This window comes from Paenimyroides marinum, from assembly GCF_900108395.1.
Taxonomy (GTDB): Bacteria; Bacteroidota; Bacteroidia; order Flavobacteriales; family Flavobacteriaceae; genus Flavobacterium; species Flavobacterium marinum.
The window spans coordinates 114,576-138,503 of the sequence record NZ_FNXE01000002.1; the positions used below are offsets into that span (position 1 = coordinate 114,576).

Genomic DNA, 23,928 nt, shown 5'->3' on the forward strand with positions numbered 1-23,928 from the left:
AAACTGTAAATAAACAGGTAAATAATAAAACAACGAATGAAAAAAATATTGATCACTGGCGGCGCCGGTTTTATAGGTTCTAATTTAACAGAGTATTTTTTAAGCAAAGGCTGTTTTGTCCGTTGTTTGGATAATTTTTCTACGGGGTACAGACACAACATAGAAAGTTTTTCAACTAATAGCAATTTTGAATTAGTAGAAGGCGATATTCGTGATTTGGAAACGTGCCAAAAAGCAGTTAAGGGAATGCATTATGTACTGCATCAGGCAGCGTTAGGTTCCATTCCCCGTTCAATTAACAATCCTATCACTACTAATGAGGTAAATGTATCTGGGTTTTTAAACCTGTTGGTAGCTGTTCGCGATGAAGGTATTAAACGTTTGGTTTACGCTGCCAGTTCATCAACTTACGGCGATTCAGAAAATTTACCAAAAGTAGAAGAGCATATTGGTAAACCACTGTCTCCTTACGCTGTAAGCAAATATGTAAATGAATTATACGCGGATGTTTTTGCCAAAACATACGGTATGGAAATTATAGGCTTGCGTTATTTCAATGTATTTGGTCGCCGTCAAGATACGCAAAGTGCTTATGCAGCTGCTATTCCGTTGTTTACCAAACAGCTTATTCAACATCAAAGCCCGGTGATTAACGGTACCGGAGAAAATTCACGCGATTTTACCTATATCGATAATGTGATCCAAATGAACGAACGTGCGTTGTTGACAGAAAACCCTGAAGCTTTAAACCAGGTGTATAATACAGCGGTGGGCGACCGTACCAGCTTAAACCAGTTGATAACCTTTTTAAAAGAACTTTTGACAACGTATGACCCTGAAATTCAGAATATCGACGTCAAATACGGGCCTGATAGGTTAGGAGACATTCCACATTCGTTGGCGTCTGTTGACAAAGCCAAACGATTACTGGGTTATTGTCCTTCACATACGATCAAAGACGGTTTAAAAGAAGCCGTAAAATGGTATTGGCAGTATCAAGACCGATTGTAATAAGAATTCAACGTGTTGGTTAACTTGATACATCTGCGATAAGGGGTAAAACTAACTGAACGGAGGTAATGACTAAATAGGGTAAAAAGTTATCTATTATTGGTCGCTGCTATGTTCTTTATGCGCAGGAGTCCATCCGGTTAAATAGCATTTCCATTGCGTTGCCATCTCGTACATGCTTTTTAAATAGCTGTTAAGGTTTCCGGCTGTGGCAGACAAAGTAGGCGAGGTACAGCTGATTTCATAAATGCCGGATGCATTTTTGTACTGTGTAAGAGCAAATGCAGTTTTTTCCAGTTTCTCCGCAAATTTCTGTCCCGTTTTATAGGTTTCAGCATAAAAAAAGAGATTGATTACCATTTGTTCTGCATTGTTTTTACTTTCAATATATTGCTGTAAAGTCTTGGGAACCTCTTTTAGTAAGGTATTAAGAGAAGTAGTTGTAATGTTTTTTTTCTGTTTTTTACGTTTCCAGAAATTAAATAGCTGCATTTTAAAATCGTTATTAAATTCTCTAAGGTAGGTTAAAATGTCATGATTTTACGTATCTTTTAAATTAAATAATGAAATAATAAAACCATGTTGAATATGTTCTGTATGGTTGTATGTTTTTCATTATATAAATATATTTACCCTATATCAATACATTTGATAAACCCTTAATTATTTTCTAACTATAGCAAAAAACGCACCACAGCCCCATAGGTAACTTCAAAAACTGCAATTAATTAAAAGTTGTTAAAAGGCGGTGCTTTTGTGTTATATAGTGAAACGTATCATATATGTGTACATCTTGAGTTCATTTGCAACAAATAACAACAGACAGTGGGTCTAATTAAAAAATAGATGGTGTGCAAATCGTGATTGTTTATTTTTATCTACCTTTTTAAATGTAGAAAAAATACACACTGGTACATTATGCCACAGATTCAGTCCTTAAAAATACATTCTTCCTACCTACAACAAACACTATGAATTAAGACCTTCAATCCGTTAAACTTTTAAACCAGAGACCTATTATGATAATCTGTTGTATGTTATGTTTTTATGGCTTAATCCGTATAGCCGTGGTAAGAAAATTGGTTGGTTACGCAAGTGTTGAATAGAGAATAGTATTTTTTATGGTTATATCCATGTATCTGTGGCAAAAAAACAGCTATAACGTAGGTTAGTTCTTTGTAAGTTCTCGACGCGAACCTTTCAGGTTTTTACCGAACGGACGGTTGATCGATTTACAGTTTATCTGTGCATCTGTGGTGGTGTAGCGTTTTGTTTGTCATGTTGTAAGCATTGTAAGCATCTTTTAGATTTTTGTGTGTGTTTAAAGTATTCTTTTGTCTTGATACAAAAGAATCAAAAAATCAAGACGATACCTTTTCTTCGGTCAAATAGTTACTCTATTCCTAAAAGAAATAAACTCGCCTCGCTTAAATACAAACGTACGTGCAGCATTCATGAGAACAAAAAAAAATAAATATGCTTGAATAAACAGTATTTCTTTTTACGGAATATTCGCATAGTTGACACTCGCAGAAAAGCTAATGTCGTTAGTTTCGTGTTACCATAGTAAATGGTGTATCTGTGCATGTTCATCTGTGGTAAAAACAGAAATTTTCTATGAAGTAATGTAATTTATTTCTTTTTATCAACCATCAATTAATTAACAAATTGTAAATTTTATCATCTTTATTTGCATTTAAATCAAAAACGAGTACATTTGCTACTCATAATAGAAACACATTAGAATGTTAGATTCTTTAATCACCTCAAAAACACGCATCAAACTGTTGGTAAAGTTTTTTATAACTTCGGCCAATTCAGGACATTTACGTGGGCTGGCGAATGAGTTTAACGAATCGACCAATGCCATTCGCAAAGAGCTGAACCATTTGTCAGAAGCAGGATATCTCGAAAAAAAAGAGGTAAGCAACAAAATAGCCTATCGTGCCAACACACGGCATCCTATGTTTTCGTTGTTGCAACAGGTAGTACATAAATATCTAGGGTTGGATACTATTGTTACACAGGTATTGGATCGTATGGGAACGGTAGAAAAAATAGAATTGTTAGGCGATTACGCAAAAGGAATAGACAGCGGCACCGTTGAAATAAACATTAGCGGAAAAAACATCAATACGGAATATACACAAAGTATCATTCCTAAAATTGAAGATGTTATCAAACGCAAAGTAATTTTTTATTACAACGAAAAAGACAAAAACGGCATTGTGTTATTTGGAGAATGAGCCAATTAGCGGATATGCGAGTCCGCAAATGGGCGAATCTGCAAATCCCCGTCAGTTCGAGTAACGTAGTGTATCGGGAACAGCACCCGAGACAAGGTCGAACGGAGCGAAGTTAAATAAGCCTTTGTCAGATGTCTGGTGAAGGATGTTTGGTGCTCTCCGTCAGTTCGAGTAACGTAGCCTTTCGGCAAGCTCAAGACAGGCTATCGGGAACAGCACCCGAGACAAGGTCGAACGGAACGAAGCTAAATTCGCAATCCAGATAGCTTCGGGACATAAAAAATAAGCGTCAGTTCGAGCTTGTCGAGAACAGCACCCGAGGCAAAGCCGAACGGAGCGAAGCTAAATCTGCGAATAGGCAAATCCGCACGGAACGAAGCTAAATAAACATACACAATAAACCTAAATTAAGATACAATGAAAAAACAAATCATCGCAGCATTTGTAGCGGTAGTAGGAATGACGACAACACAAGCACAAGAAGGCTCTTTTTTAGACAAAGTAAGTTTAGAAGCAGCTTATGGTTACAACCTGGCATTAAGTCCGGATAATATTGAAACGAGCGATGTAAGCGGTTTCAACACACTACAATTGGGTGCTGTTTATCAAATCAACGACATCTGGGGGGTACGCGGAACTTATTCAAATACCACTTTTAAGCACAAAGATTTCAGTGATGCGGGGATCACTTACAATAAGTTAACTGCAGAAGCTACTTTTAATATATTGGAAGCAATCAATCCGTCTGCTATGCCTACTACAGCAGAAGCCTTTCAGTTAGGTGCACATGCTGGTTTTGGTTTAAACTTTGGCAAAAGCAAAGCGACCGATAAAACAGATCGTATGGGTAATTTTCAAATTGGTGTACGACCACAATACAACGTTTCACAACGCGTCGGTATTTTCTTAGACGGTACGTATATCATGAATTTTAAGCAAAATTACGGTTATAACGGTGTAGGTATCCCAGGTGAAGATGAAACCACAGGTAGTTACCTGACGGGTTTAATAGGTGTTTCGGTTAAATTGGGGAAATAGGTTAATGAGATAATTTGATAATAAGCAGATATGCGAATAAACGTCAGTTCGAGTAACGTAGTGTATCGAGAACAGCAAAAAAAGCAACAATGAAACAAACAAAAAAAATACTTGTAACAGGAGGCTTAGGATACATCGGTTCACACACCGTAGTGGCTCTGCAGCAGGCAGGCTATGAAGTGGTGATTATAGATGATTTGTCCAATACACAAATTGCGGTATTAGAGAACATTACAAAAATCACGAATGTAATGCCCGAATTTCATCCGATTGATTTAAAAAATACGGAAGCTGTTGATCAATTTTTTAATGATAATAAAATAGATGGAATTATTCATTTTGCAGCATACAAAGCTGTGGGCGAATCGGTAAAAAAACCGTTGATGTATTACCGCAATAATTTGTCAGGGTTGATCAATGTATTAGAAGCTATGGAAAAATATGGTGTCGATCATTTTATTTTTTCTTCTTCGTGTACCGTGTATGGTCAGGCAGATCAAATGCCAATCAATGAAAAAACACCTTTAAAGCGTCCGGAAGCTCCGTATGGAAAAACCAAACACATGGGCGAAGAAATTATTGGAGATTTTGTAGAAGCCGAACAAAAAAATGCCATTGCCTTACGGTATTTTAATCCGGTGGGAGCTCATTCGTCTGCATTAATAGGCGAATTGCCAAACGGAATTCCCAATAATTTAATTCCGTATATCACCCAAACAGCATCAGGTATCCGTGGAAGTTTAGGTGTTTTTGGAAACGATTATGAAACCCGTGACGGTACAGCTATTCGCGATTATATTGATGTGAATGATCTGGCAGATGCCCATGTAAAAGCGTTAAACCGTTTGTTGACTAAAGAAAACAAAAATGCTTTAGAGTATTTTAATTTGGGCTCCGGTACAGGTTCCACGGTTTTAGAAATGATAGAGGCATTTGAAAAAGCTAATAACTTAAAAGTCCCTTACGAGATTAAAGACCGTAGGGCAGGAGATATACAGGAAGCCTATGCCGATTATTCATTGGCAAAAAAAGAATTGAATTGGGAACCCAATACACCGTTAGAAACATCTATGAAAACCGCCTGGGCGTTTGAATGTAAAATAAATGAGACAATTGGTTAATGTGAAAATGGGTCAATTGGTTAATGTGAAAATGGGTCAATTGGTTAATGTGAAAATGAGCTAATTGGTTAATGTGAAAAATGAGTCAATTGGTTAATTAGCCAATATACACGCGAATGAGCGAATACGCACCCGAGACGCAGTCGAACAGAGCGAAGCTAAATAAGCCTTTGTCAGATGTTGGGTGAAGGATGTTTGGTGCTCCCCCGTCAGTTCGAGTAGTGAAGCCTTTCGGCAAGCTCAAGACAGGCTATCGAGAACAGCACCCGAGGCAAAGCCGAACGGGGAGCGAAGCTAAAAAAGCAAATATGAAAACAGAATTTTTGAATTTTTACCAACAATTAGAAAAAGATCAACGATTTGAAGTGATTGAATTTCGCTTGCGTTTTCAAAAATCAATGAATAAGTACAGTATATCTGGATGCTGTTCTATAGAAGAAGATTTAACAAAAATGAAAAAAAACTACTTAGAAAATTTAAAAAGGTAGAAAATGAAAATAGGAATAACCTTTAGTGCCTTTGATTTGTTACACGCCGGGCACATTAAAATGCTTGAAGAAGCCAAACGGCAGTGCGATTATTTGATTTGCGGTTTGCAGACCGATCCCACGTTGGACCGGCCGGAAAAAAACCGTCCCGTACAATCAGTAGTAGAACGTTACATACAGTTAAAAGCCTGTACGTTTGTAGATGAAGTAGTACCGTATGCTACCGAGCAGGATCTGGAAGATATTCTGCGTTCGTTCAAGATCGATGTCCGTATTTTAGGCGATGAATACAAAGATAAAAACTTTACCGGCAGAACCTATTGTGAAGAAAAAGGTATTGAGCTGTATTACAACACCCGCGACCACCGCTTTTCCAGTTCCGGTTTGCGCAAAGAAGTCGCCGAGAAAGAAAACGGAAAAAACGAAACTATTGTAGGTTTAAAAGTTGAAAAAATATAAATTTGCCGTCAGGTTATTGCAGATAAGCAAATACGCGAATATGCGAATATGCAAATACGCAAAAACGCAAAAAAAACATACAAACAATGAAAGGCTATTATTTTGAAAGACTGGATGTTTGGCAAGGATCAAGAAAATTTGTAAAAGAGATTTATATAATTACAAAAAGATTTCCTGAAGAAGAAAAATTTGGTATCATCAATCAGATAAGGAGAGCTTCATTAAGCATTTGTGCCAATATTGCTGAAGGAACTTCAAGGCAGTCAGAAAAAGACAAAGCCAGATTTATTAATCAAGCCTTTAGTTCAGCTATTGAAGTAATAAATTTTCTGATTTTAAGTTATGATTTAGATTTTATAAGAGAGCCAGAATATATTAAATTGAGAGAAGATTTAGAAAAAATTACCAATCAATTAAATAGTTTGTATAATAAGTACTATAGATAATCTGTAAATAAGCAAATAGGCAAATTCGCACCCGAGACGAAGTCGAACGGAGTGAAACTAAATAAGCGAATACACAGATACACAATCCCGATAGCTATCGGGACGCAAATAAACGTCAGTTCGAGTAACGTAGTGTATCGAGAACCAAAAAGCGAATCCGCAAAATAAAAAGATAAAAAAGAATGAAATCAATCAAAAATATCACCTGTATCGGTGCGGGTTATGTAGGTGGGCCAACGATGTCGGTCATCGCACAAAAAAATCCCGAAATTAATGTAACGGTTGTCGATTTAAATACGGAAAGAATTGCCGCCTGGAACGACAGTGATTTGTCTAAATTACCGGTTTATGAACCGGGATTAGACGAAGTGGTGGCTGAAGCCCGTGGCAGAAACTTGTTTTTCTCTACCGATGTGGAACAGGCGATTGATCAGGCAGATATGATCTTTATATCGGTAAATACCCCCACCAAAACGTATGGAAAAGGAAAAGGACAAGCAGCCGATTTAAAATTTATTGAATTATGTGCCCGCCAGATTGCCGCGGTTGCCACCAGCGATAAAATTGTGGTAGAAAAATCTACGCTTCCCGTTCGTACGGCAGAAGCGTTGAAAAGCATTTTACACAACACCGGTAACGGTGTCAATTTTCATATCTTATCCAATCCCGAGTTTTTAGCAGAGGGAACAGCAATCCAGGATTTGCAAAACCCGGATCGGGTATTAATCGGTGGAGAAAATGAAGAAGCTGTTCAGGCATTGGTAAATATTTACGCTGCCTGGGTACCGCAAGAAAACATCATTACCACCAATTTATGGTCTTCGGAATTGTCTAAATTGGTCGCCAACGCATTTCTGGCACAAAGGGTATCAAGCATCAACGCCATTTCAGAATTGTGCGAAGCCACCGGAGCCGACGTCAACGAAGTGGCATTTGCCATTGGTAAAGACAGCCGTATCGGATCAAAATTCTTAAAAGCATCTGTTGGTTTTGGAGGTTCGTGCTTTCAGAAAGACATTTTAAATCTGGTTTATATTGCCCGAACTTATAATCTGCACAAAGTAGCTGATTATTGGGAACAGGTGATTATAATGAACGACCATCAAAAAGAACGTTTTTCAGATAACATCATCAAAACCTTATACAATACGGTAAACGGTAAAAATATCGCCTTTTTGGGTTGGGCATTTAAAAAAGATACCAACGATACCCGTGAGTCTGCTGCTATTTATGTAGCCGATCATTTGTTAGACGAAGAAGCATTTATCACGGTATATGATCCTAAAGTTTCAGCCGAACAGATTTACAGAGATTTGGATTATTTAGGTACACGCAGCCCTGAAGAAAACCGTCGTTTGGTGAAGGTGGTAAATAACCCTTACGAAGCGTGTAATAAGTCACATGCCATAGCAGTTTTAACCGAATGGGACGAATTTAAAACCTACGATTGGCAAAGAATCTATCAAAATATGTACAAACCGGCGTTTGTGTTTGACGGCAGAAACATATTAAACAAAAAAGAATTGACAGAAAAAGGTTTGGTGGTGTACAGTATTGGGGAATAAATCGACCCACGTCAGTTCGAGTAGCGAAGTGTATCGAGAACAGCTTCACAGATAGGCAAATTCGCGAATAGGCAGTATGCAAATAAGCAAATCCGCACATCCGCACATTCGCCCATAAACAAACAAGCAATAAAAAGCAACTAATGAAAAAAATAGCAGTAATAGGACAAGGATATGTAGGCTTACCTTTAGCTATCGCGTTTTCTCAGCATTTTTTTGTGGTGGGTTTTGACATTGACAAAGAACGCGTACGAGAGTTGAATGCTGGACAAGACCGAACATTAGAAGCTGATTTACAAAAATTAAACGAAGGGATAGCCACGGCAAAAGCAACCAATTTTGCAAAAGGTTATAAAGCTTCTTGTGATATAGAAGATTTAACCCAGGCTCAAATATACATTGTAACGGTGCCCACACCTATTGACCGTTTCAACGCTCCTAATCTAACCCCCTTATTAAAGGCATCGGAAATGCTGGGTAACGTATTAAAAAAAGGCGACATTGTTATTTACGAATCAACAGTGTATCCCGGTTGTACGGAAGAAGATTGTGTGCCGGTACTCGAAAAACATTCCGGTTTAACGTTAAATACTGATTTTTATGTGGGTTATTCACCCGAGCGCATCAACCCTGGTGATAAAGTAAATACCTTAACCACCATTAAAAAAGTAACCTCGGGTTCTACACTTGAAATTGCAGAAGAAATCGACCAATTATATAAAACCATCATTACTGCCGGTACACATAAAGCACCTAATATTAAAGTAGCCGAAGCCTCAAAAGCCATTGAAAATGCCCAGCGCGACGTAAATATTTCATTTGTGAATGAACTGGCGTTGATTTTTGACCGCATCGGTATTGATACCAACGATGTGTTAGAAGCCGCTGGTACCAAATTCAATTTCTTAAAATACAAACCAGGATTGGTAGGTGGGCACTGTATCTCGGTTGATCCCTATTATTTGGCACATAAAGCCACGCAATTGGGGTATTATCCTGATGTAATTTTATCTGGTCGTAGGGTAAATGATTCGGTAGCAGAGTTTATCGCTTCAAAAGTGGTTAAACTAATGATTAAAAAGGGAACGGTTGTGCAAGGAGCTAAAGCGTTGATTTTAGGAGTCACTTTTAAAGAAAATTGCCCTGATGTACGCAACACCAAAGTGGTTGATGTGTACCGTGAACTAAAAGAATATGGTGTAAATGTAGATGTGTACGACCCTTGGGCAAATAGTGATGAAGTGCATCGTGAGTATAATTTACAATCAGAATCAGACATAGAGCAAATTCGCACATTCGCAAATTTGCATAATGGATACGATGCCATCATAGTAGCCGTAGCACATAACGAGTTTTTAAAATTAGATATTAACAAACTAAAAAACGATCAAGCAGTTGTATTTGATATCAAAGCTTGTCTAGATCGAGAATTGGTTGATGCTAGATTGTAATTATGAACATTTTAAATTTAATAGATAGAAGCCACGAATTATTTACTAACGATATTTTATCTCGAAGAAGAAAAAATAGTGAGTACTTCAATTTTTAGTCATTGGTAGAAGAGAATCAATGGTTTTAAGAAATGATTAGTGCTTTTGAAAAGGCCAATAGAGTAAAAACTCCATATAAAATAAAAGAATGCAAAGATATGGTGATAATAAAGAGATGTATACAGATAGATTACTCTATAACAGAGAGAGAGTTAAATCAGTAACCTAAGACTTATTTAGAAGAGTCAATGAAAAACAGGATGAGAATTGCAAAAAGAATATAAAATATTAAATAGAACTTATCCTTTGTTGATAAGTCTTTTATCAAGTTAATGAGCTCATTATTAAAAAAATCTTTAATTTATGCAGTTGGAACTTTTGGTTCAAAAGTTCTGATTTTTTTATTGGTTCCCTTATATAGCTATTTTGTAAACAAAGAGGGATTTGGTTACTATGATATTGTAAATTCTACAATGAACCTTTTGATTCCTTTATTGACCTTTCAAATATCAGATAGTTTGTTTAGGTGGTTGATTACAAAGAATGATGATTTCAATTATTCCCAAAAAATTATTTCCAATGGATTCATTGCTCTTTGTGGGGGAATTCTTGTAGTGTTTTTGGCATCATTGATGATATATTTTCTGAATCCAATTCAATACCAAGGGTGGATTACAATAATGTTTGTTGTAGCAATGATTTATCCTTTTCTGCAACAAGTAACGAGAGGTTTAGGAAAAAATAAACTTTTTGCTTTAAACGGTATAACGTATTCATTCATATATGTTTTAGCAAATGTCTTTTTTTTAATTATATTCAAATTAGGTGTAGAGGGAATTTTTTTGTCCAGTATTGTAGCTTTTTTTTTAGCGAGTATGGCAATAGTATATAGAATAAAATTTCATAAATATTTACGTTTTAGTTTTTATGATAAGGCAGAAATCACAGATTTAATCAAATATTCTTTGCCGCTAGTTCCTAATACTATTAGTTGGTGGTTGATTAACTCAGCAAATAAGTATATAATACTATTTTTTTTAGGGGTTTCAGCAAATGGACTTTTTGCGATGTCGAACAGGTTTCCAATCATTATGGTAATGATAAACCAAATTTTTATGTTAGCGTGGCAGGAGCAAGCGATTGTCGATTATGAAAAAAAAGATGCAAAAACAAACGCTTCTGTTTTAAATGGATTGATAAAAGCTCAATTTATTTTGGTAGTAGTTTTATCGCTTGTATCACAGTGGGTAATAAATTTGATTTTATCAACAGAATATTATGAATCTTGGAAGTATATGCCAATACTTTTTTTAGGTGCAGCATTTAATTCTTTTTCGGCATATTATGGGGCGTTTTATTTAGGTGCAAAAAAAACAAAAATTATATTTACAACTACTGTTTTTGGAGGCATTGTATCTATATTGCTATCATTAGTATTGGTAAATATTATCGGATTATTAGGTGTAGCAATAGCGATTGCAATTGGATATTTTACATTATTTATAATCCGAAGAATAAGCATAAAAAAGATTACACAGATAGACAGTACCAGTAAAAATTTATATGTTTACGGTGGTTGTGTGTTAATAGCTTTTATTGTTACATATTTGCAAAACCAATGGCTAACTATAGGTTTTCTATTAGTGTTTCTATTTTTCGTTGTATATGATAATAAAGATATAATTCAACAACTTTCAAATAAATTTAACAAGCTTATATTAAAAAAAAATTAATATGATACCATTTCCAAATAAAGAAAAAATAGAGAAACTCAGACAATTAGTGAGAGACGCTCTGAATAAACACATAGATAGAGACTATGTATTATTAGATGTCCCAAATTATAGAAATATTGGAGATACATTAATATGGCAAGGGGAATTAGAATATTTAAAAGAATTACCTCACAAATGTTTATATTCTTGTAATCCTTATACTTTTAAAGATTCAAAAATTCCAAATAATGCAATAATATTATTGCAAGGAGGGGGAAATTTTGGTGATGTTTGGGGAGTTAATCAAAAATTTAGAAATGAAATTGTAAAAAAATTTCCAAATAACAAAATAATAGTTCTGCCTCAAACAATCCATTATGAGAGTAGAGTAAACTTGTTAAGAGATAAAGAAATATACAACAATCATAAAAATTTAGTACTGTGTGTAAGAGATAATATTTCGTATAAAATAGCTACAGAAGAATTTACATCTTGTAAAACTTATCTGTTGCCTGATATGGCTTTTTTTAATGATTTTTCAGCATTTCATACAGATAAAGTAGCTAATAGAACACTTTTAATGAAAAGAGTAGATAAAGAATTGGGAGATATGAAATTAATAGAAAATGTATTGGCCTCTAATAATGTAAAAAATGTTGAAATTAAAGACTGGCCGGGCTTTTTTGAACAAGGTACTTTAAAAAGAAAAATTCAGGTATTATACAATATAATAGAAACCAAAGGAAGTGAAAAGTTGAAAAACACACCTTTTAAGTTTTTAGTCGATGATGTTCATGGACTTAAGCGAAGAGATTATAAAGATTATAATATAAAAAAAGGAATAGAATTTATTAATCAGTATGATGTCGTGTATTCAACGCGTTTACATGGATTTATTTTGGCTGTTCTGCTAAACAAAGAAGTGTATATCTTTGATAATAGCTATGGAAAAAACAAAAACTTTTTTAATGCGTGGTTAGCAGATTTTGATAACGTAAAATTAATATCAGAATGAAATTAAGTGTAATTCTTCCGGTTTATAATGCAGAAAAATTTGTAGCTAAAGCAATTCAAAGTGTATTGAATCAAACCTATAAAGATTTTGAACTGATTGTTATTAATGATGGTTCTAAAGATAATTCTTTAAAAATAATTCAATCGTTCACAGATGAAAGAATACGGTTAATAGATCAAGAGAATCAAGGATTGGCAAAAACATTAAACATCGGGTTAGAATTAGCTCAAGGTAATTATATTGCAAGAATGGATGCTGATGATATTTGTTTGAAACATCGGTTTCAAGAACAAATGACCTATTTGAAAAAACATCCTGACATTGGGCTTTTAGGGACGGCAGTAGAAATTATAGATGAAAACGACAAGCATCTTTCTTACCATGCCCCGTATATTGGTCATGATAAATTAGTCCAGTTTATGAACCAAAAGGGCAATCCTTTCAAACATCCAACGGTTATGTTTAAAAGAGAAATAGCTTTGAGGTGTGGGGGATTTAACGAACATATAGGAAAGTATTTTGAAGATTACTTTTTGTGGAATTTAATTGCCGAAAAAGCAAAAATAGACAATCTGCCCAAAGTATTGCTAAAATATCGTATATCTTCAGGTTCTATTATGAGTACCTTAAAAAACAAAGAATTGGATCAGTTGGTTCTAGAAGTAATTAAGAAAAAAAAATTTACAGATGAAGATAAAAATGAAATGAACCATATCTTTGAAAAGATAAAAGCGAATGAAGTGAAAGTACAAAGAAAATCAGACCAGTTCGGACTTAAATTTTATAAATTAGCGTTAAATACGTTATATCCAATAATGGGAAATACAATTGTTAACATCGCATCAAAAATAAAATCATCAAATTAGATAATGCTTTTAGGTTTAAATAAAATATTTGAAATAGTACTGCTATTTGGTATAATTTTTACATTTAGAATTCCTGTTTTAGGAACTTCAAGTCTTCTACTTGCATTAATTCTATTGTTTTTTTTTGTAATCAAATTTGATATAAGTAGAAGAAATTTAAGAGTAATTTTAAATAATAATGATTTTGTCAAAATTGCTTTTTACTTATTTATTATAATAATTATAACTTTTTTTGTAACTGTTTTTCATGGAGTATATGATTTTAGTTTGCTGGAAACAGTAGTAAATCAGTTGTTTAATTTAATTCTTGTAATCTTATATTTATCCATTTTTTATAAAGAAGGTAAAAACTATAATTACTTTCTTAATATTCTCTCTATATGTTTTGCAGTGCAAGGATTGTTTATGATTGTAAGCTTATTGAGTCCTTCTTTTAAAATAATAATGGAATCAACACAAGCTCTGGGAGTCATTGAAAGATCCTTGTCTCAATATGGTGGAATGCGAAATTTAGGTTTTGGATTTACTCAATTTTACGGATTAAATGCTTTGTTGGGAATAGGTTTTATTATAACAACCTTTTTGTTCATTACAGAAAAAAAAATAAAATATTTAATAAGATTAAGTTTTATTTTTATTGGGATATTTTTATCAGGCAGAACAGCTTTAGTAGCTGTTGTTTTATCCATTCTCTTTTTCTTTTTAAACAATAAATTCTCCATAAAAAAAGATTATAAAACACTACTGTATTTGATACCTATTGTAATAGGTGTTTTGATTGGAGTAAGTTTTTTTATAGATTTCATTCCTCAAAGCATTAAAGATTGGGCGTTTGAGTTTTATTATAATTATCAATCTGGCGATGGACTCGCTACAAGTTCAACAGACGCGTTATTTAATAGAATGTATTTTATACCAAATGAAGAAATTATTTTGTTTGGTGCTGGCGAATACACAACGGCAGATGGAAGATATTTTATGTCAACAGACGCTGGATTTATGAGACCTTTGTTATACTATGGTTTTATAGGAGTAATACTTTTTATTTTTTACCATTTTCTAATTTTAAATACAATAAAGAAATATTTAGGAAGTCATGTTTCAGATAAAACAAATAAATATTTTTTTGTTTTTTTGGTAATTATCTCTATTGTTTTAAATATAAAAGGTGAATTTATGGGTTTTTTAATTATTTCTCAAAATACTTTTTTTATAATGGTTTTATCTTTAATTCTAAAGCAAAATAGAAAATATGTCAACTAATCTTGTTATAGGATATTTTGGTTTTAAAAGTAACAAACTGGACGGGCAAACGGTTAAAACTAGAAATTTTTACGCTTTGCTAAAAGAACTCGATGCTTCGGCGCGTTATTTTGATACAGAAAGCATAAAATACAATAAAGTAAGTATTTTTAAATTACTTGTTTTGATTTTGCAGGCAAAAAAAATATACTATTTGCCTGCGCATAACAGTCTTAAAAGTTTTTTTCCTTCGCTCTACAAAATAGCGAAAATTTTCAATAAAAAAATATATTATTTTATGGTGGGCGGTTGGCTGTTAGATTTCTTGACAAAAAATACCGAAATAAAAAATATGTTAGGAAAAATTGAAAAAGTTTTTTGCGAAACTTACACTGTAAAAAGTGAATTAAAAGAAAAATTTGGTTTTCAAAATTTGGATTATTTTCCTAACTTTCGAGAAACATCTTTTCAGCCAACATTTCATCCTGTAGATGAAAGAGATATAAAAATTGTTTATATGGGCAGAATAAACGAAGGGAAAGGAATATTAGATTTATTTGAAATAGAACGTAGATTAGCTTTGTTAGATAAAAACAATTATTCTATTGATTTATACGGACAAATTCAAAAGGATTTTGAGAAAGAATTGCAATTACGATTAAGTTTAAGTACCAAGATACAATACAAAGGAGTTTTGAATCCTAATGAAATATATGTAACATTAGACAAATATGATTTAATGGTTTTTCCTACACATTTTTATACAGAAGGTTTACCCGGAACTGTATTAGATGCGTACTTATCTGGTATTCCTGTTTTGGCATGTAATTGGAAGCATGCTCAGGAATTCATCGAAGATAAAAAGACAGGGTTTATTTATGAGTTTGATAATAAGGATAACTTAGAAAAAGAAATAATTAATGTATTAAAGGAACCTTCATTAATAAATACTATGAAAAAAAATGCTTTTGTTAAAAGTGAAAATTATACAAAAAATAAAGCATCACAAATTTTAAAAAAAATCATTCTATGAAAATCCTCTACATCCACCAATATTTTAAAACCCCAAAAGAACCAGGAGGAACGCGTTCCTATTGGTTAGCACAAGAATTAATTAAGAATGGTCATCAGGTAACGATGATTACAACTGATCCAAAAGCTACTCAAAAAAGAAGAGAAGTAATGATTGATGGAATCGACGTAATCTATTTACAAGAAGCCTATAATCAAGACATGTCAATAGCTACAAGACTAAAAGCTTTTTTAGGGTTTGTTTGGAAAAGTATTACCGAAGCGCGGAAACAAAAAAATATAGATTTGGTTATTGCTACCTCAACACCTTTAACCGTTGGAATTACGGCTTTGTATATGAAGTGGTTCAAAAAAGTAACGTATGTGTTTGAAGTTCGTGATTTATGGCCCGAAGTGCCTATACAAATGGGAGCATTTAAAAGTCCGTTGATTGTAAAACCTACCCGTTGGTTTGAAAAAACAATTTATAAAAATGCAGAACACGTCATTGCACTTTCTCCGGGAATGCAAGACGGAGTGATTAAATATATTCCCAAAGAAAAAACCTCTATGATTCCTAATATGGCAAAAATGGACGAGTTTTGGCCAAGAGAAAAAAATGTAGCATTAGAACAAAAGTTAGGTTTAAATCCCAATAGTTTTAAAGTCATTCATTTTGGCTCGTTAGGATTAGCTAATGGAGCTGAAACGATTATAGAATCAGCTAAATTGTTAAAAGATAATAATTTAGTAGAATTTTTATTTGTAGGAGGAGGTTCAACAGAAGATAAACTAATAGAAGAATGTCAAAAATATCAGCTAAATAACGTGAAGTTTTTAGGTAGGTTCCCAATGAAAGAAATGTCTGAAATTGTGAACCTATCCGATGTATCGATGGTAAGTTTTAAAGATTTACCCATTTTATATACCAATTCTCCAAATAAATTATTCGATTCACTCTCAGCAGGTAAACCAATTATTGTAAATTCTGCAGGCTGGACAAAAGCGATGGTCGAAGACTACAAGTGTGGTTATTATGTAAACCCTAATAAGCCTCAGGAATTAGTAGGTAAAATACTATTTTTAAAAGAACACCCAGAAGTTGTTATAGAAATGGGACAAAATTCACGAACTTTGGCAGAAACGGTTTATGATAAATCAATATTATGTAGACAGTTTGTCGAAGTAATTGAGAATGTTAAACCTGATAAGTTGAAATAAAATATGTACAAAAACTATATCAAACGTATTATAGATTTCTTCGCAGCTTTTTTCGGATTGTTGCTGTTGAGTCCTGTATTTATTATTGTAATGATTGGTTTGTTTTTTGCCAATCAAGGCAAGCCGTTCTTTTTTCAGGAACGCCCAGGGCTGAATGAAAAGATTTTCAAGATCATTAAATTCAAATCAATGAACGATAAGAAAGATAAAGAGGGTAACCTTTTACCCGACGCAGAACGTTTAACACCCATGGGAGCTTTTGTACGGAAAACTTCTTTAGACGAAATACCGCAATTGATCAATGTGCTGAAAGGAGATATGTCGTTAATCGGACCACGTCCATTATTAGTAAGATATTTGCCTTATTATACAGAACGAGAAAAACTGAGACATACAGTTAAACCTGGTATAACAGGTCTTGCACAAGTTAATGGTAGGAATTTTCTAATGTGGGATGATCGTTTAGAATTAGATGCTAAATATGTTGAGAATATCTCGTTTTCAAATGATTTAAAAATATTACTGCTTACTATTAAAGGTGTAATTAAAAGAGATAATATTGAAATTATTCCTTCAAAATTAGGTACAACTTTAGATAAATATAGATCTTTAAAATAAAAGTAATGATAAAATTAAGAAGATTAAAGGAACAGGATTTACAAACTAGAGTAGATTGGATGAATAATCCTAAAATTTATGAAACGATGCATTTTACTCCACCAATTACAATTGAAAAAACGCTAGAATGGTTTCAAAATAATAAAGGAAATGTTTCTAGAATCGACCTAGTAGTTGAAGAAGAAGGTTTTATTCTAGCTATGGATGGTTTAACAGGTATTGATAATATTATTCGTAAAGGAGAGTCTTATACTATGGTTAATCCAGAGCATAAATCTAAAGGGATAGGTACAAAAACATTGTTTTTAAAATCTATTTATGCATTTGAAGTCGCCGGTGTTAAAAAAATTTGGGCTTTTATTGATGGTGATAATATTGCTTCGATTAAAATGTGTGAAAAAATTGGTTATAAAGTTGAAGGGGTTCTAAGAAATGAAATCTTGAGAGATGGGGTTTTAATAGATCGTATGTATATGGGATGTTTAGAAGAGGATCTTAAAAAGGAATTATTTAATTATAGAATTGAGAATGATGAAATATTCTTATTCGAGGATTAATATTATAGATGATAAATTTTATGTCTTCCGCGACGACCTTTACCCATTTTTAGGTGGAGGCAATAAAGGGCGTAAGATGGATGCTATTGCAAAAGACATTTTTTTAAAGAATACCAATGCTTTAGTAACTACGGGAGGAATTCAATCCAATCATTGCAGAGCGGTTGCAATTTTTGCAGCTCAATATAAAATGAAATGCACTTTGGTATTGCACGGTTCAAAAACGGAGTTTGAAAAACAATCAGGTAATGCTAAAATAATGCGTCTTTCGGGAGCAGAAATTGTATTTGTAGAAGAAGCTAACCAAATTGGCAAAGCAATGGACGAGGCGATGAGGCTGTATGAAAATAACGGTTTCAAACCCTATTATATTTGGGGCGGCGGACATACATTAGAAGGAGGCTTGGCGTATATTGATGCTGTAAAAGAACTTAAAGAATATTGTGCAGAAAACAATTGGACACCTGATTTTATTTTTCATGCTTCGGGTACTGGTTCTACACAATCAGGAATTTTAGCAGGTTTAGATAAATATGGTTTTAAAAATACAAAACTTATAGGTATTTCAGTGGGTAGAAAGAGCGAACCAGCGGCAAAAATTGTAGATGAATTTTATAAAGAGTTATGTAGTCATTATAATATTGATTGCTCAAATAGAGAGTCTATTGTTTTAGATGATTATTTGATGGGTGGTTATGGGCAATACAATAGTGAATTAAAAGAATTGAGTTTAAATTCTATAAAAGAATACGGTTTTACCTTAGATACCTGTTATACTGGGAAAGCGTTTTACGGAATGTTAGATTATATAAAAAAAAATAAATTAGAAGAAAAAAATATCCTCTTTTGGCATACAGGCGGAATATTTAATTTTTTAGCAGAATAGAACTATGAATATACTTTTCACTTGCGCCGGAAGACGCAATTATTTAATCAATTATTTCAAAGAAGCCCTAAAGGGAGAAGGAAAGGTTTTCGCAACAGACATGCAATTAACTGCACCTGCCTTAGTCGATGCAGATGTAGCGATTCAAGTTCCTGCAATTTATAGTGCTGATTATATCCCTTCGTTGTTAAAAATTGTAGAAGAAAACAAAATTAATTGCGTAATCTCGTTAAATGATTTAGAACTACCTATTTTAAGCGAATCAAAAAAAGATATTGAATTGCTAGGAGCTAAGGTAATTGTAGCAGACGAACAGGCGATAAAAATAGCATTTGATAAATGGGAAACGGTAAAGTTTTTAGAAGAAAATGGTTTAAAATCACCTAAAACTTTTATTGACTTTCAGGAAGCAAAAAGAGCTATCGAATCAGGAGAACTGAAATTTCCATTGGTTGTAAAACCTCGTTGGGGAAGTGCTTCTATCGGAATTGATTTTCCAGAGGATATGGAAGAATTGGAATTAGCTTATAAGTTACAAACTATTCGTTTAAAAAGAACCATCTTAGCCGAAGCTAGTAAAGAAGACATTGACCATGCGATTTTAATTCAAGAAAAAATCCCGGGAATAGAATATGGTATGGATGTTTTAAATGATTTCGAAGGAAACTATGTGGGAACATTTGTACGTCAAAAACTACAAATGCGTTCAGGTGAAACCGATAAAGCCATTTCAGTTATCGATTCAAGATTTGATCAAATTGGTAAAATCATAGGTGAAAACCTGCATCATATTGGAAACCTGGATTGTGATGTTTTTGAACATAATGGAGAACTTTATGTTTTAGAATTAAATCCACGATTTGGAGGAGGATATCCATTCTCACATGAAGCTGGTAATAATACTGCAGCAATTTATATTGAATGGTTAAAAGGAAATCATAATATTTCTGAACATTCAGATTACAAAGAAGGAGTAATGTTTTCTAAATGTGACAGGTTGTTGAAAGTGAATTAAAAAAAGCACGAATTTTTATAATTCGTGCTTTTTTATGGAATAGGAACAGTTAACAGAGTTTATCGGCTTAATCTATTTTGTATAACTCAGGGTTTTTAAATTGAGCAGTAGCATTATTGGTGTTCATTTGAAATGAAATTCCGTCTGCATCTTTAGGTAGGGTAATAGTAACAATTAAGGTTTGATAATTACTATTAGCTACAGCTGTAGTTTTAATAGAAGTAGTATGGATATTTGAGGTATACCATTGATTTTTAGCTCTTAATCTTAATCCTAATGTTACATTTTCAGAATGGACGGGATCGGTTTTTACCATAACTTTTGCCATATAAGTAGCTCCCGGTTTTAAATTGTTAATATTTTGTAGATAAATACCTGTTTCGTCTCTTCTTTGCATAGAATTAATAACGTATTCTTTTGTTTTATTTTCATCTATTTTTATATGAAATTCGGCTGATTGGATTCGAGACCATGTTGTCCATTTGGTTCCCAGAATATTAGTTGATATTGATTTAGGATTTATATTAGCGCGTGAAAATTTTTGATAAGCAGTAAGAGATTCTTTTATATAATTATCAGGAAAATTATCTACAAGTACAGTTATTTCTTTATTCAATTGCTTTTGTTCATTATTTTGTTGATACCAATCAATCAAATTAATAGAGGGGGTCAAAACAAGGCTTTCAAGACGCAAGATATCTTTTTCTAATGAGTTATTTTTGTTAAAGGCTGTGGCATTTACGCCTAAAATATTTTTTTGTTTAAACACTTTATTCCAAAATAAATGACGTTCATTAGTTAATGCTTTAAAATCTTCAATAAGTGTGTAGACCTTTTTAGCATTGTCGCCATTCGTGATTTGTATAGAATTAATTTTTTTTAATAAAGCATATTCTTTTACATAAAAACTATAAAATGTTAAGCCGTCTTTCACAATAGTAATTCTATTTTTTACAAGTTGATTGTTTGAACTATTTAATGCTTGATTTAGAAGTCGGAAGCCTTCTTTTAAATCATTCTCATCCATTACTAAAGCTTGTTGAATTGGATTATTGTATACATCCTTTGTATATTTATCCTTAGGAGTATCCCAACAATTTTCAAGTAGTTCATAATACTTTTTCATTTCTTTATTGGAAGTTTCATACATTTTGTTATAAAACTCGTCTAACAAATCGTCTATGTTTAGACTGGTATTCCATTGCAATTTAGAAAATGCCCATATCATAGGAGCTGTATGCGGAAGGAATGTGTATATTTCAGAATACATTCCTTCAATAGATTCGTTAGAATCAAACTTCATTGCTTGGTCTAAACTATGTGGAAAAAAACGAGGGGCGATAGAATTAAAACCAATATAATTATATCTGGAAAGATGATTAATATACTTTTTCCAGTCTTTGGTTTGCTTTTTATAGTTTTTCTTTGAAGAGTCATTAGACCATTTTGCCCAATCTTGTGTCATATATCCAAAAACGTTATCTTCAATGTGATTAATTGCCTGAGGAGGTTCTTGTGTATGTAGATAAATTAAAGTACCAATATATTTTTCTGGATATGTTTTTTTTATTTCTTTAGCTACAATATTTACAAACGTATAATAGCGGTCTGTATAATTACGGGTATTATTATTGGGGTTTGGTGCATCCATGGCTTTACACAAATCACATTCACACATATTATATACATCATCCATTCCAAGAGAAAATGAAGTAACACTACTATTTTTTTTGAAATAGTCTTTAATATATTCTATCGTTAATTTTTGAACATCTGGATTACCAATACATGGCCACCAATATTTATCGCTTTTTAAAGGAATTCTTCTTTTTCCATTTATAAGTGGATAATATTCTGGATGCTTTTTAGTATATTTCTCGGGAGGAAAAATTTTAAAAATATTATTTTGAAAATCTCTCCAAGGTGCTGTTTTTCCACTAGGATTAATTGTTTTATTATATTGATTCCAGTTATCCCATTCTTCATTATAGTTGTGTGACGACCAAAATCTAGGTGAGATATCAGGTTTAATGGTATAATTATCAAATGAAACTTCAAGATCTTTAGATTTTAGAGCAGGAATATATTCCCAATCAGTCCCTGGAGCAAACCATCGAATACCTAATTCATTTTCAATAAAAGTATAAACAGCATAAGCTGTAGCCGTATTATTAGCACCAGACAAATAAATGTTATTATTCTTAGATTCTATATAACAAGTTTCAGGTGGTGAAGTACTAACTTCATTATATTTTTTATTGCCTATATAAATTAGTATTCCATGTGCATTTTGTTTATTGTTTACAATTGGAACTTTACAACCACTTATTTTCTCAATATAATACTGTAAATTTTTAGCACTTGTATATATATCTTTTGAAGTATTTTTATCAATGATAATTGTACTATTAGAACGACCATTTTCTGTAAGTTTAAAGTTTTCAGCTTTTGCACAAGAAACAAAAGCTAAAAAAAGTATATAGATTAGAAAAATTTTATCTTTCATAGCAATGAGTAATTAAATTCACTATAAATGTATATATATATTACGAAGTAAACAAATTACATTCAATCCGAAACAGATACCTGTATTTTAAGAATCTCAGCATTCGGTGTTCGAAGCCAAAAATACAATAAATAAACCCTCTGTAATTCCTGTCAGTACAACTGTATTAAGAAATCCAAGTAGAATTATTAAGATAAAAGACATTTCAATTTTATAAATTTAAGTAAATTTGCAATAAAACAAACCTAATGAACGATAAAATATGGTTGTCTTCTCCACACATGGGTGGCAACGAATTAAAATACATCCACGAGGCATTTAATGCCAACTGGGTAGCTCCGCTAGGACCAAATGTAAACGGTTTTGAAGAAGACATCGAGCAATTTCTGAAAACCGATGTAAAAGTAGCGGCATTGTCAGCAGGAACAGCGGCATTGCATTTGGCATTGATTGAATGCGGTGTTTCACAAGGCGATGAAGTCATTTGCCAATCGATGACGTTTTCGGCATCTGCCAATCCTATTGCTTACCAAGGAGCTATTCCGGTTTTTGTAGATTCAGAACCCGATACCTGGAACATTTGTCCGGTTGCGTTGGAAGAAGCTATTAAAGACCGCATTGCCAAAGGAAAAACGCCAAAAGCCATTGTAGCTGTGCATTTATACGGTATGCCTTTCAAAGTAGATGAAGTAATGGCTGTTGCCAATAAATACAACATTCCGGTCATTGAAGATGCAGCAGAAGCCTTAGGTTCTACCTACAAAGGAAAAGCGTGTGGAACGTTTGGTCGTTTTGGAGTATTGTCGTTTAACGGCAACAAGATCATTACCACTTCAGGCGGCGGCGCATTGGTTTGCCATACGCAGGAAGACAAGGATAAAACCGTTTTTCTTTCAACGCAAGCTCGTGATAATGCACCACATTACCAGCATTCGGAAATTGGCTACAATTATCGTATGAGTAACATCTGTGCCGGAATTGGTCGAGGACAAATGGAAGTTTTACCAAGTAGAGTAGAAGCTCGCAGAAAAATGCACGATTTTTATGTACAACTATTTAAAGATATTGACGGAGTAACCGTTTTTGCAGAACCAGATTCGGACTATTATTCTAACCATTGGTTATCGGCTATTATCGTTGATCCGAAAGTTACCGGTAACAGCAGAGAAGATTTGCGATTGGCATTGTTGGAAGATAATATCGAATCACGTCCGTTGTGGAAACCAATGCATTTACAACCTGTATTTTCTAATTCGCCTTATTACGGAGGGAATGTATCAGAACAATTATTTGAAAATGGTCTGTGCCTGCCATCAGGTTCTAATTTAACCGACGAAGAACGCGAGCGTATTGCAACGAAAGTGAAAGAAGTTTTTGGAAAATAATATATAAAACGACTGGAGTAATTCAGT

General features: G+C 33.3%; 22 protein-coding genes. 20 read left to right on the forward strand and 2 right to left on the reverse strand.

The annotated features are described in order from the left end of the window. Positions 1 to 36 precede the first annotated feature (36 nt). A complete protein-coding gene (locus BLW20_RS01455; RefSeq protein WP_091095586.1) occupies positions 37 to 1,011 on the forward strand; it encodes an SDR family oxidoreductase in 975 nt (324 codons plus the stop codon). Positions 1,012 to 1,107: 96 nt separating this feature from the next. Here the strand turns inward: BLW20_RS01455 and BLW20_RS01460 are convergent, their stop codons facing one another. Then, positions 1,108 to 1,503: a ribonuclease E inhibitor RraB gene (locus tag BLW20_RS01460; protein WP_091095588.1), complete on the reverse strand. Its 396-nt coding sequence runs from the start codon at positions 1,501 to 1,503 to the stop codon at positions 1,108 to 1,110. Positions 1,504 to 2,756: 1,253 nt separating this feature from the next. Between BLW20_RS01460 and BLW20_RS01465 the strand changes: the two genes are divergently transcribed. The 18 genes from BLW20_RS01465 to BLW20_RS01550 all read left to right on the forward strand — a co-directional run bounded on the left by BLW20_RS01465 (position 2,757) and on the right by BLW20_RS01550 (position 20,010). Further along, a complete protein-coding gene (locus tag BLW20_RS01465; protein ID WP_091095590.1) occupies positions 2,757 to 3,257 on the forward strand; it encodes a transcriptional regulator in 501 nt (166 codons plus the stop codon). Positions 3,258 to 3,674: 417 nt separating this feature from the next. After that, positions 3,675 to 4,295, forward strand: a complete 621-nt coding sequence (locus BLW20_RS01470) for a porin family protein (protein ID WP_143037713.1) — start codon at positions 3,675 to 3,677, stop codon at positions 4,293 to 4,295. Positions 4,296 to 4,384: 89 nt separating this feature from the next. Continuing rightward, complete coding sequence (galE, locus tag BLW20_RS01475) at positions 4,385 to 5,416, forward strand: UDP-glucose 4-epimerase GalE (protein WP_091095595.1); 1,032 nt, start codon at positions 4,385 to 4,387, stop codon at positions 5,414 to 5,416. Positions 5,417 to 5,724: 308 nt separating this feature from the next. Beyond that, a complete protein-coding gene (locus BLW20_RS14530) occupies positions 5,725 to 5,904 on the forward strand; it encodes a hypothetical protein (protein ID WP_143037714.1) in 180 nt (59 codons plus the stop codon). 3 nt (positions 5,905 to 5,907) lie between these two features. Continuing rightward, on the forward strand, positions 5,908 to 6,363 hold the full coding sequence (locus BLW20_RS01485) for an adenylyltransferase/cytidyltransferase family protein (protein WP_091095600.1): 456 nt from the start codon (positions 5,908 to 5,910) through the stop codon (positions 6,361 to 6,363). An 86-nt stretch (positions 6,364 to 6,449) separates the two neighbouring features. After that, on the forward strand, positions 6,450 to 6,809 hold the full coding sequence (locus tag BLW20_RS01490) for a four helix bundle protein (protein WP_091095601.1): 360 nt from the start codon (positions 6,450 to 6,452) through the stop codon (positions 6,807 to 6,809). 182 nt (positions 6,810 to 6,991) lie between these two features. Then, entirely contained in the window at positions 6,992 to 8,374 is a 1,383-nt protein-coding gene (locus BLW20_RS01495) for a nucleotide sugar dehydrogenase (RefSeq protein ID WP_091095603.1), read from the forward strand. 143 nt (positions 8,375 to 8,517) lie between these two features. Continuing rightward, positions 8,518 to 9,825: a nucleotide sugar dehydrogenase gene (locus tag BLW20_RS01500; protein WP_091095605.1), complete on the forward strand. Its 1,308-nt coding sequence runs from the start codon at positions 8,518 to 8,520 to the stop codon at positions 9,823 to 9,825. A 371-nt stretch (positions 9,826 to 10,196) separates the two neighbouring features. Beyond that, the gene (locus BLW20_RS01505) at positions 10,197 to 11,597 is read left to right on the forward strand and encodes a lipopolysaccharide biosynthesis protein (protein WP_091095607.1); all 1,401 of its coding nucleotides are present in this window, start codon (positions 10,197 to 10,199) and stop codon (positions 11,595 to 11,597) included. A 1-nt stretch (position 11,598) separates the two neighbouring features. After that, on the forward strand, positions 11,599 to 12,594 hold the full coding sequence (locus tag BLW20_RS01510; protein ID WP_091095609.1) for a polysaccharide pyruvyl transferase family protein: 996 nt from the start codon (positions 11,599 to 11,601) through the stop codon (positions 12,592 to 12,594). Then, a complete protein-coding gene (locus tag BLW20_RS01515) occupies positions 12,591 to 13,460 on the forward strand; it encodes a glycosyltransferase (RefSeq protein WP_091095611.1) in 870 nt (289 codons plus the stop codon). Before BLW20_RS01510 ends, BLW20_RS01515 begins: the two co-directional genes overlap by 4 nt. Positions 13,461 to 13,463: 3 nt before the next feature. Next, on the forward strand, positions 13,464 to 14,723 hold the full coding sequence (locus tag BLW20_RS01520; RefSeq protein WP_091095614.1) for a hypothetical protein: 1,260 nt from the start codon (positions 13,464 to 13,466) through the stop codon (positions 14,721 to 14,723). Beyond that, positions 14,713 to 15,735 (forward strand): glycosyltransferase family 4 protein, encoded by a 1,023-nt coding sequence (locus BLW20_RS01525; protein WP_091095616.1) that lies wholly within the window; start codon positions 14,713 to 14,715, stop codon positions 15,733 to 15,735. Before BLW20_RS01520 ends, BLW20_RS01525 begins: the two co-directional genes overlap by 11 nt. Then, positions 15,732 to 16,934 (forward strand): glycosyltransferase family 4 protein, encoded by a 1,203-nt coding sequence (locus BLW20_RS01530; protein WP_091095619.1) that lies wholly within the window; start codon positions 15,732 to 15,734, stop codon positions 16,932 to 16,934. Before BLW20_RS01525 ends, BLW20_RS01530 begins: the two co-directional genes overlap by 4 nt. Before the next feature lie 3 nt (positions 16,935 to 16,937). Beyond that, entirely contained in the window at positions 16,938 to 17,552 is a 615-nt protein-coding gene (locus BLW20_RS01535; protein WP_091095621.1) for a sugar transferase, read from the forward strand. Between the two features lie 5 nt (positions 17,553 to 17,557). After that, entirely contained in the window at positions 17,558 to 18,109 is a 552-nt protein-coding gene (locus BLW20_RS01540) for a GNAT family N-acetyltransferase (protein WP_091095622.1), read from the forward strand. Further along, positions 18,081 to 18,995: a 1-aminocyclopropane-1-carboxylate deaminase/D-cysteine desulfhydrase gene (locus BLW20_RS01545; protein WP_091095625.1), complete on the forward strand. Its 915-nt coding sequence runs from the start codon at positions 18,081 to 18,083 to the stop codon at positions 18,993 to 18,995. The genes BLW20_RS01540 and BLW20_RS01545 overlap by 29 nt, the downstream gene beginning before the upstream one ends. Before the next feature lie 4 nt (positions 18,996 to 18,999). Then, a complete protein-coding gene (locus BLW20_RS01550) occupies positions 19,000 to 20,010 on the forward strand; it encodes an ATP-grasp domain-containing protein (RefSeq protein ID WP_091095627.1) in 1,011 nt (336 codons plus the stop codon). A gap of 67 nt (positions 20,011 to 20,077) precedes the next feature. Here the strand turns inward: BLW20_RS01550 and BLW20_RS01555 are convergent, their stop codons facing one another. Beyond that, positions 20,078 to 22,516 carry a DUF4838 domain-containing protein gene (locus tag BLW20_RS01555; protein WP_091095629.1) on the reverse strand — a complete coding sequence of 813 codons (2,439 nt, stop codon included), beginning with the start codon at positions 22,514 to 22,516 and terminating at the stop codon, positions 20,078 to 20,080. 248 nt (positions 22,517 to 22,764) lie between these two features. On the opposite strand from BLW20_RS01555, the gene BLW20_RS01560 reads away from it, so the two are divergent. Beyond that, positions 22,765 to 23,901, forward strand: a complete 1,137-nt coding sequence (locus tag BLW20_RS01560) for a DegT/DnrJ/EryC1/StrS family aminotransferase (protein WP_091095631.1) — start codon at positions 22,765 to 22,767, stop codon at positions 23,899 to 23,901. Positions 23,902 to 23,928: the final 27 nt, after the last annotated feature.

Coding starts and splice junctions, on each gene's coding strand:
- BLW20_RS01455 (WP_091095586.1), top strand. CDS start 37: ATGAAAAAAATATTGATCACTGGCGGCGCCGGTTTTATAGGTTCTAAT.
- BLW20_RS01460 (WP_091095588.1), bottom strand. CDS start 1,503: ATGCAGCTATTTAATTTCTGGAAACGTAAAAAACAGAAAAAAAACATT.
- BLW20_RS01465 (WP_091095590.1), top strand. CDS start 2,757: ATGTTAGATTCTTTAATCACCTCAAAAACACGCATCAAACTGTTGGTA.
- BLW20_RS01470 (WP_143037713.1), top strand. CDS start 3,675: ATGAAAAAACAAATCATCGCAGCATTTGTAGCGGTAGTAGGAATGACG.
- galE (WP_091095595.1), top strand. CDS start 4,385: ATGAAACAAACAAAAAAAATACTTGTAACAGGAGGCTTAGGATACATC.
- BLW20_RS14530 (WP_143037714.1), top strand. CDS start 5,725: ATGAAAACAGAATTTTTGAATTTTTACCAACAATTAGAAAAAGATCAA.
- BLW20_RS01485 (WP_091095600.1), top strand. CDS start 5,908: ATGAAAATAGGAATAACCTTTAGTGCCTTTGATTTGTTACACGCCGGG.
- BLW20_RS01490 (WP_091095601.1), top strand. CDS start 6,450: ATGAAAGGCTATTATTTTGAAAGACTGGATGTTTGGCAAGGATCAAGA.
- BLW20_RS01495 (WP_091095603.1), top strand. CDS start 6,992: ATGAAATCAATCAAAAATATCACCTGTATCGGTGCGGGTTATGTAGGT.
- BLW20_RS01500 (WP_091095605.1), top strand. CDS start 8,518: ATGAAAAAAATAGCAGTAATAGGACAAGGATATGTAGGCTTACCTTTA.
- BLW20_RS01505 (WP_091095607.1), top strand. CDS start 10,197: ATGAGCTCATTATTAAAAAAATCTTTAATTTATGCAGTTGGAACTTTT.
- BLW20_RS01510 (WP_091095609.1), top strand. CDS start 11,599: ATGATACCATTTCCAAATAAAGAAAAAATAGAGAAACTCAGACAATTA.
- BLW20_RS01515 (WP_091095611.1), top strand. CDS start 12,591: ATGAAATTAAGTGTAATTCTTCCGGTTTATAATGCAGAAAAATTTGTA.
- BLW20_RS01520 (WP_091095614.1), top strand. CDS start 13,464: ATGCTTTTAGGTTTAAATAAAATATTTGAAATAGTACTGCTATTTGGT.
- BLW20_RS01525 (WP_091095616.1), top strand. CDS start 14,713: ATGTCAACTAATCTTGTTATAGGATATTTTGGTTTTAAAAGTAACAAA.
- BLW20_RS01530 (WP_091095619.1), top strand. CDS start 15,732: ATGAAAATCCTCTACATCCACCAATATTTTAAAACCCCAAAAGAACCA.
- BLW20_RS01535 (WP_091095621.1), top strand. CDS start 16,938: ATGTACAAAAACTATATCAAACGTATTATAGATTTCTTCGCAGCTTTT.
- BLW20_RS01540 (WP_091095622.1), top strand. CDS start 17,558: ATGATAAAATTAAGAAGATTAAAGGAACAGGATTTACAAACTAGAGTA.
- BLW20_RS01545 (WP_091095625.1), top strand. CDS start 18,081: ATGATGAAATATTCTTATTCGAGGATTAATATTATAGATGATAAATTT.
- BLW20_RS01550 (WP_091095627.1), top strand. CDS start 19,000: ATGAATATACTTTTCACTTGCGCCGGAAGACGCAATTATTTAATCAAT.
- BLW20_RS01555 (WP_091095629.1), bottom strand. CDS start 22,516: ATGAAAGATAAAATTTTTCTAATCTATATACTTTTTTTAGCTTTTGTT.
- BLW20_RS01560 (WP_091095631.1), top strand. CDS start 22,765: ATGAACGATAAAATATGGTTGTCTTCTCCACACATGGGTGGCAACGAA.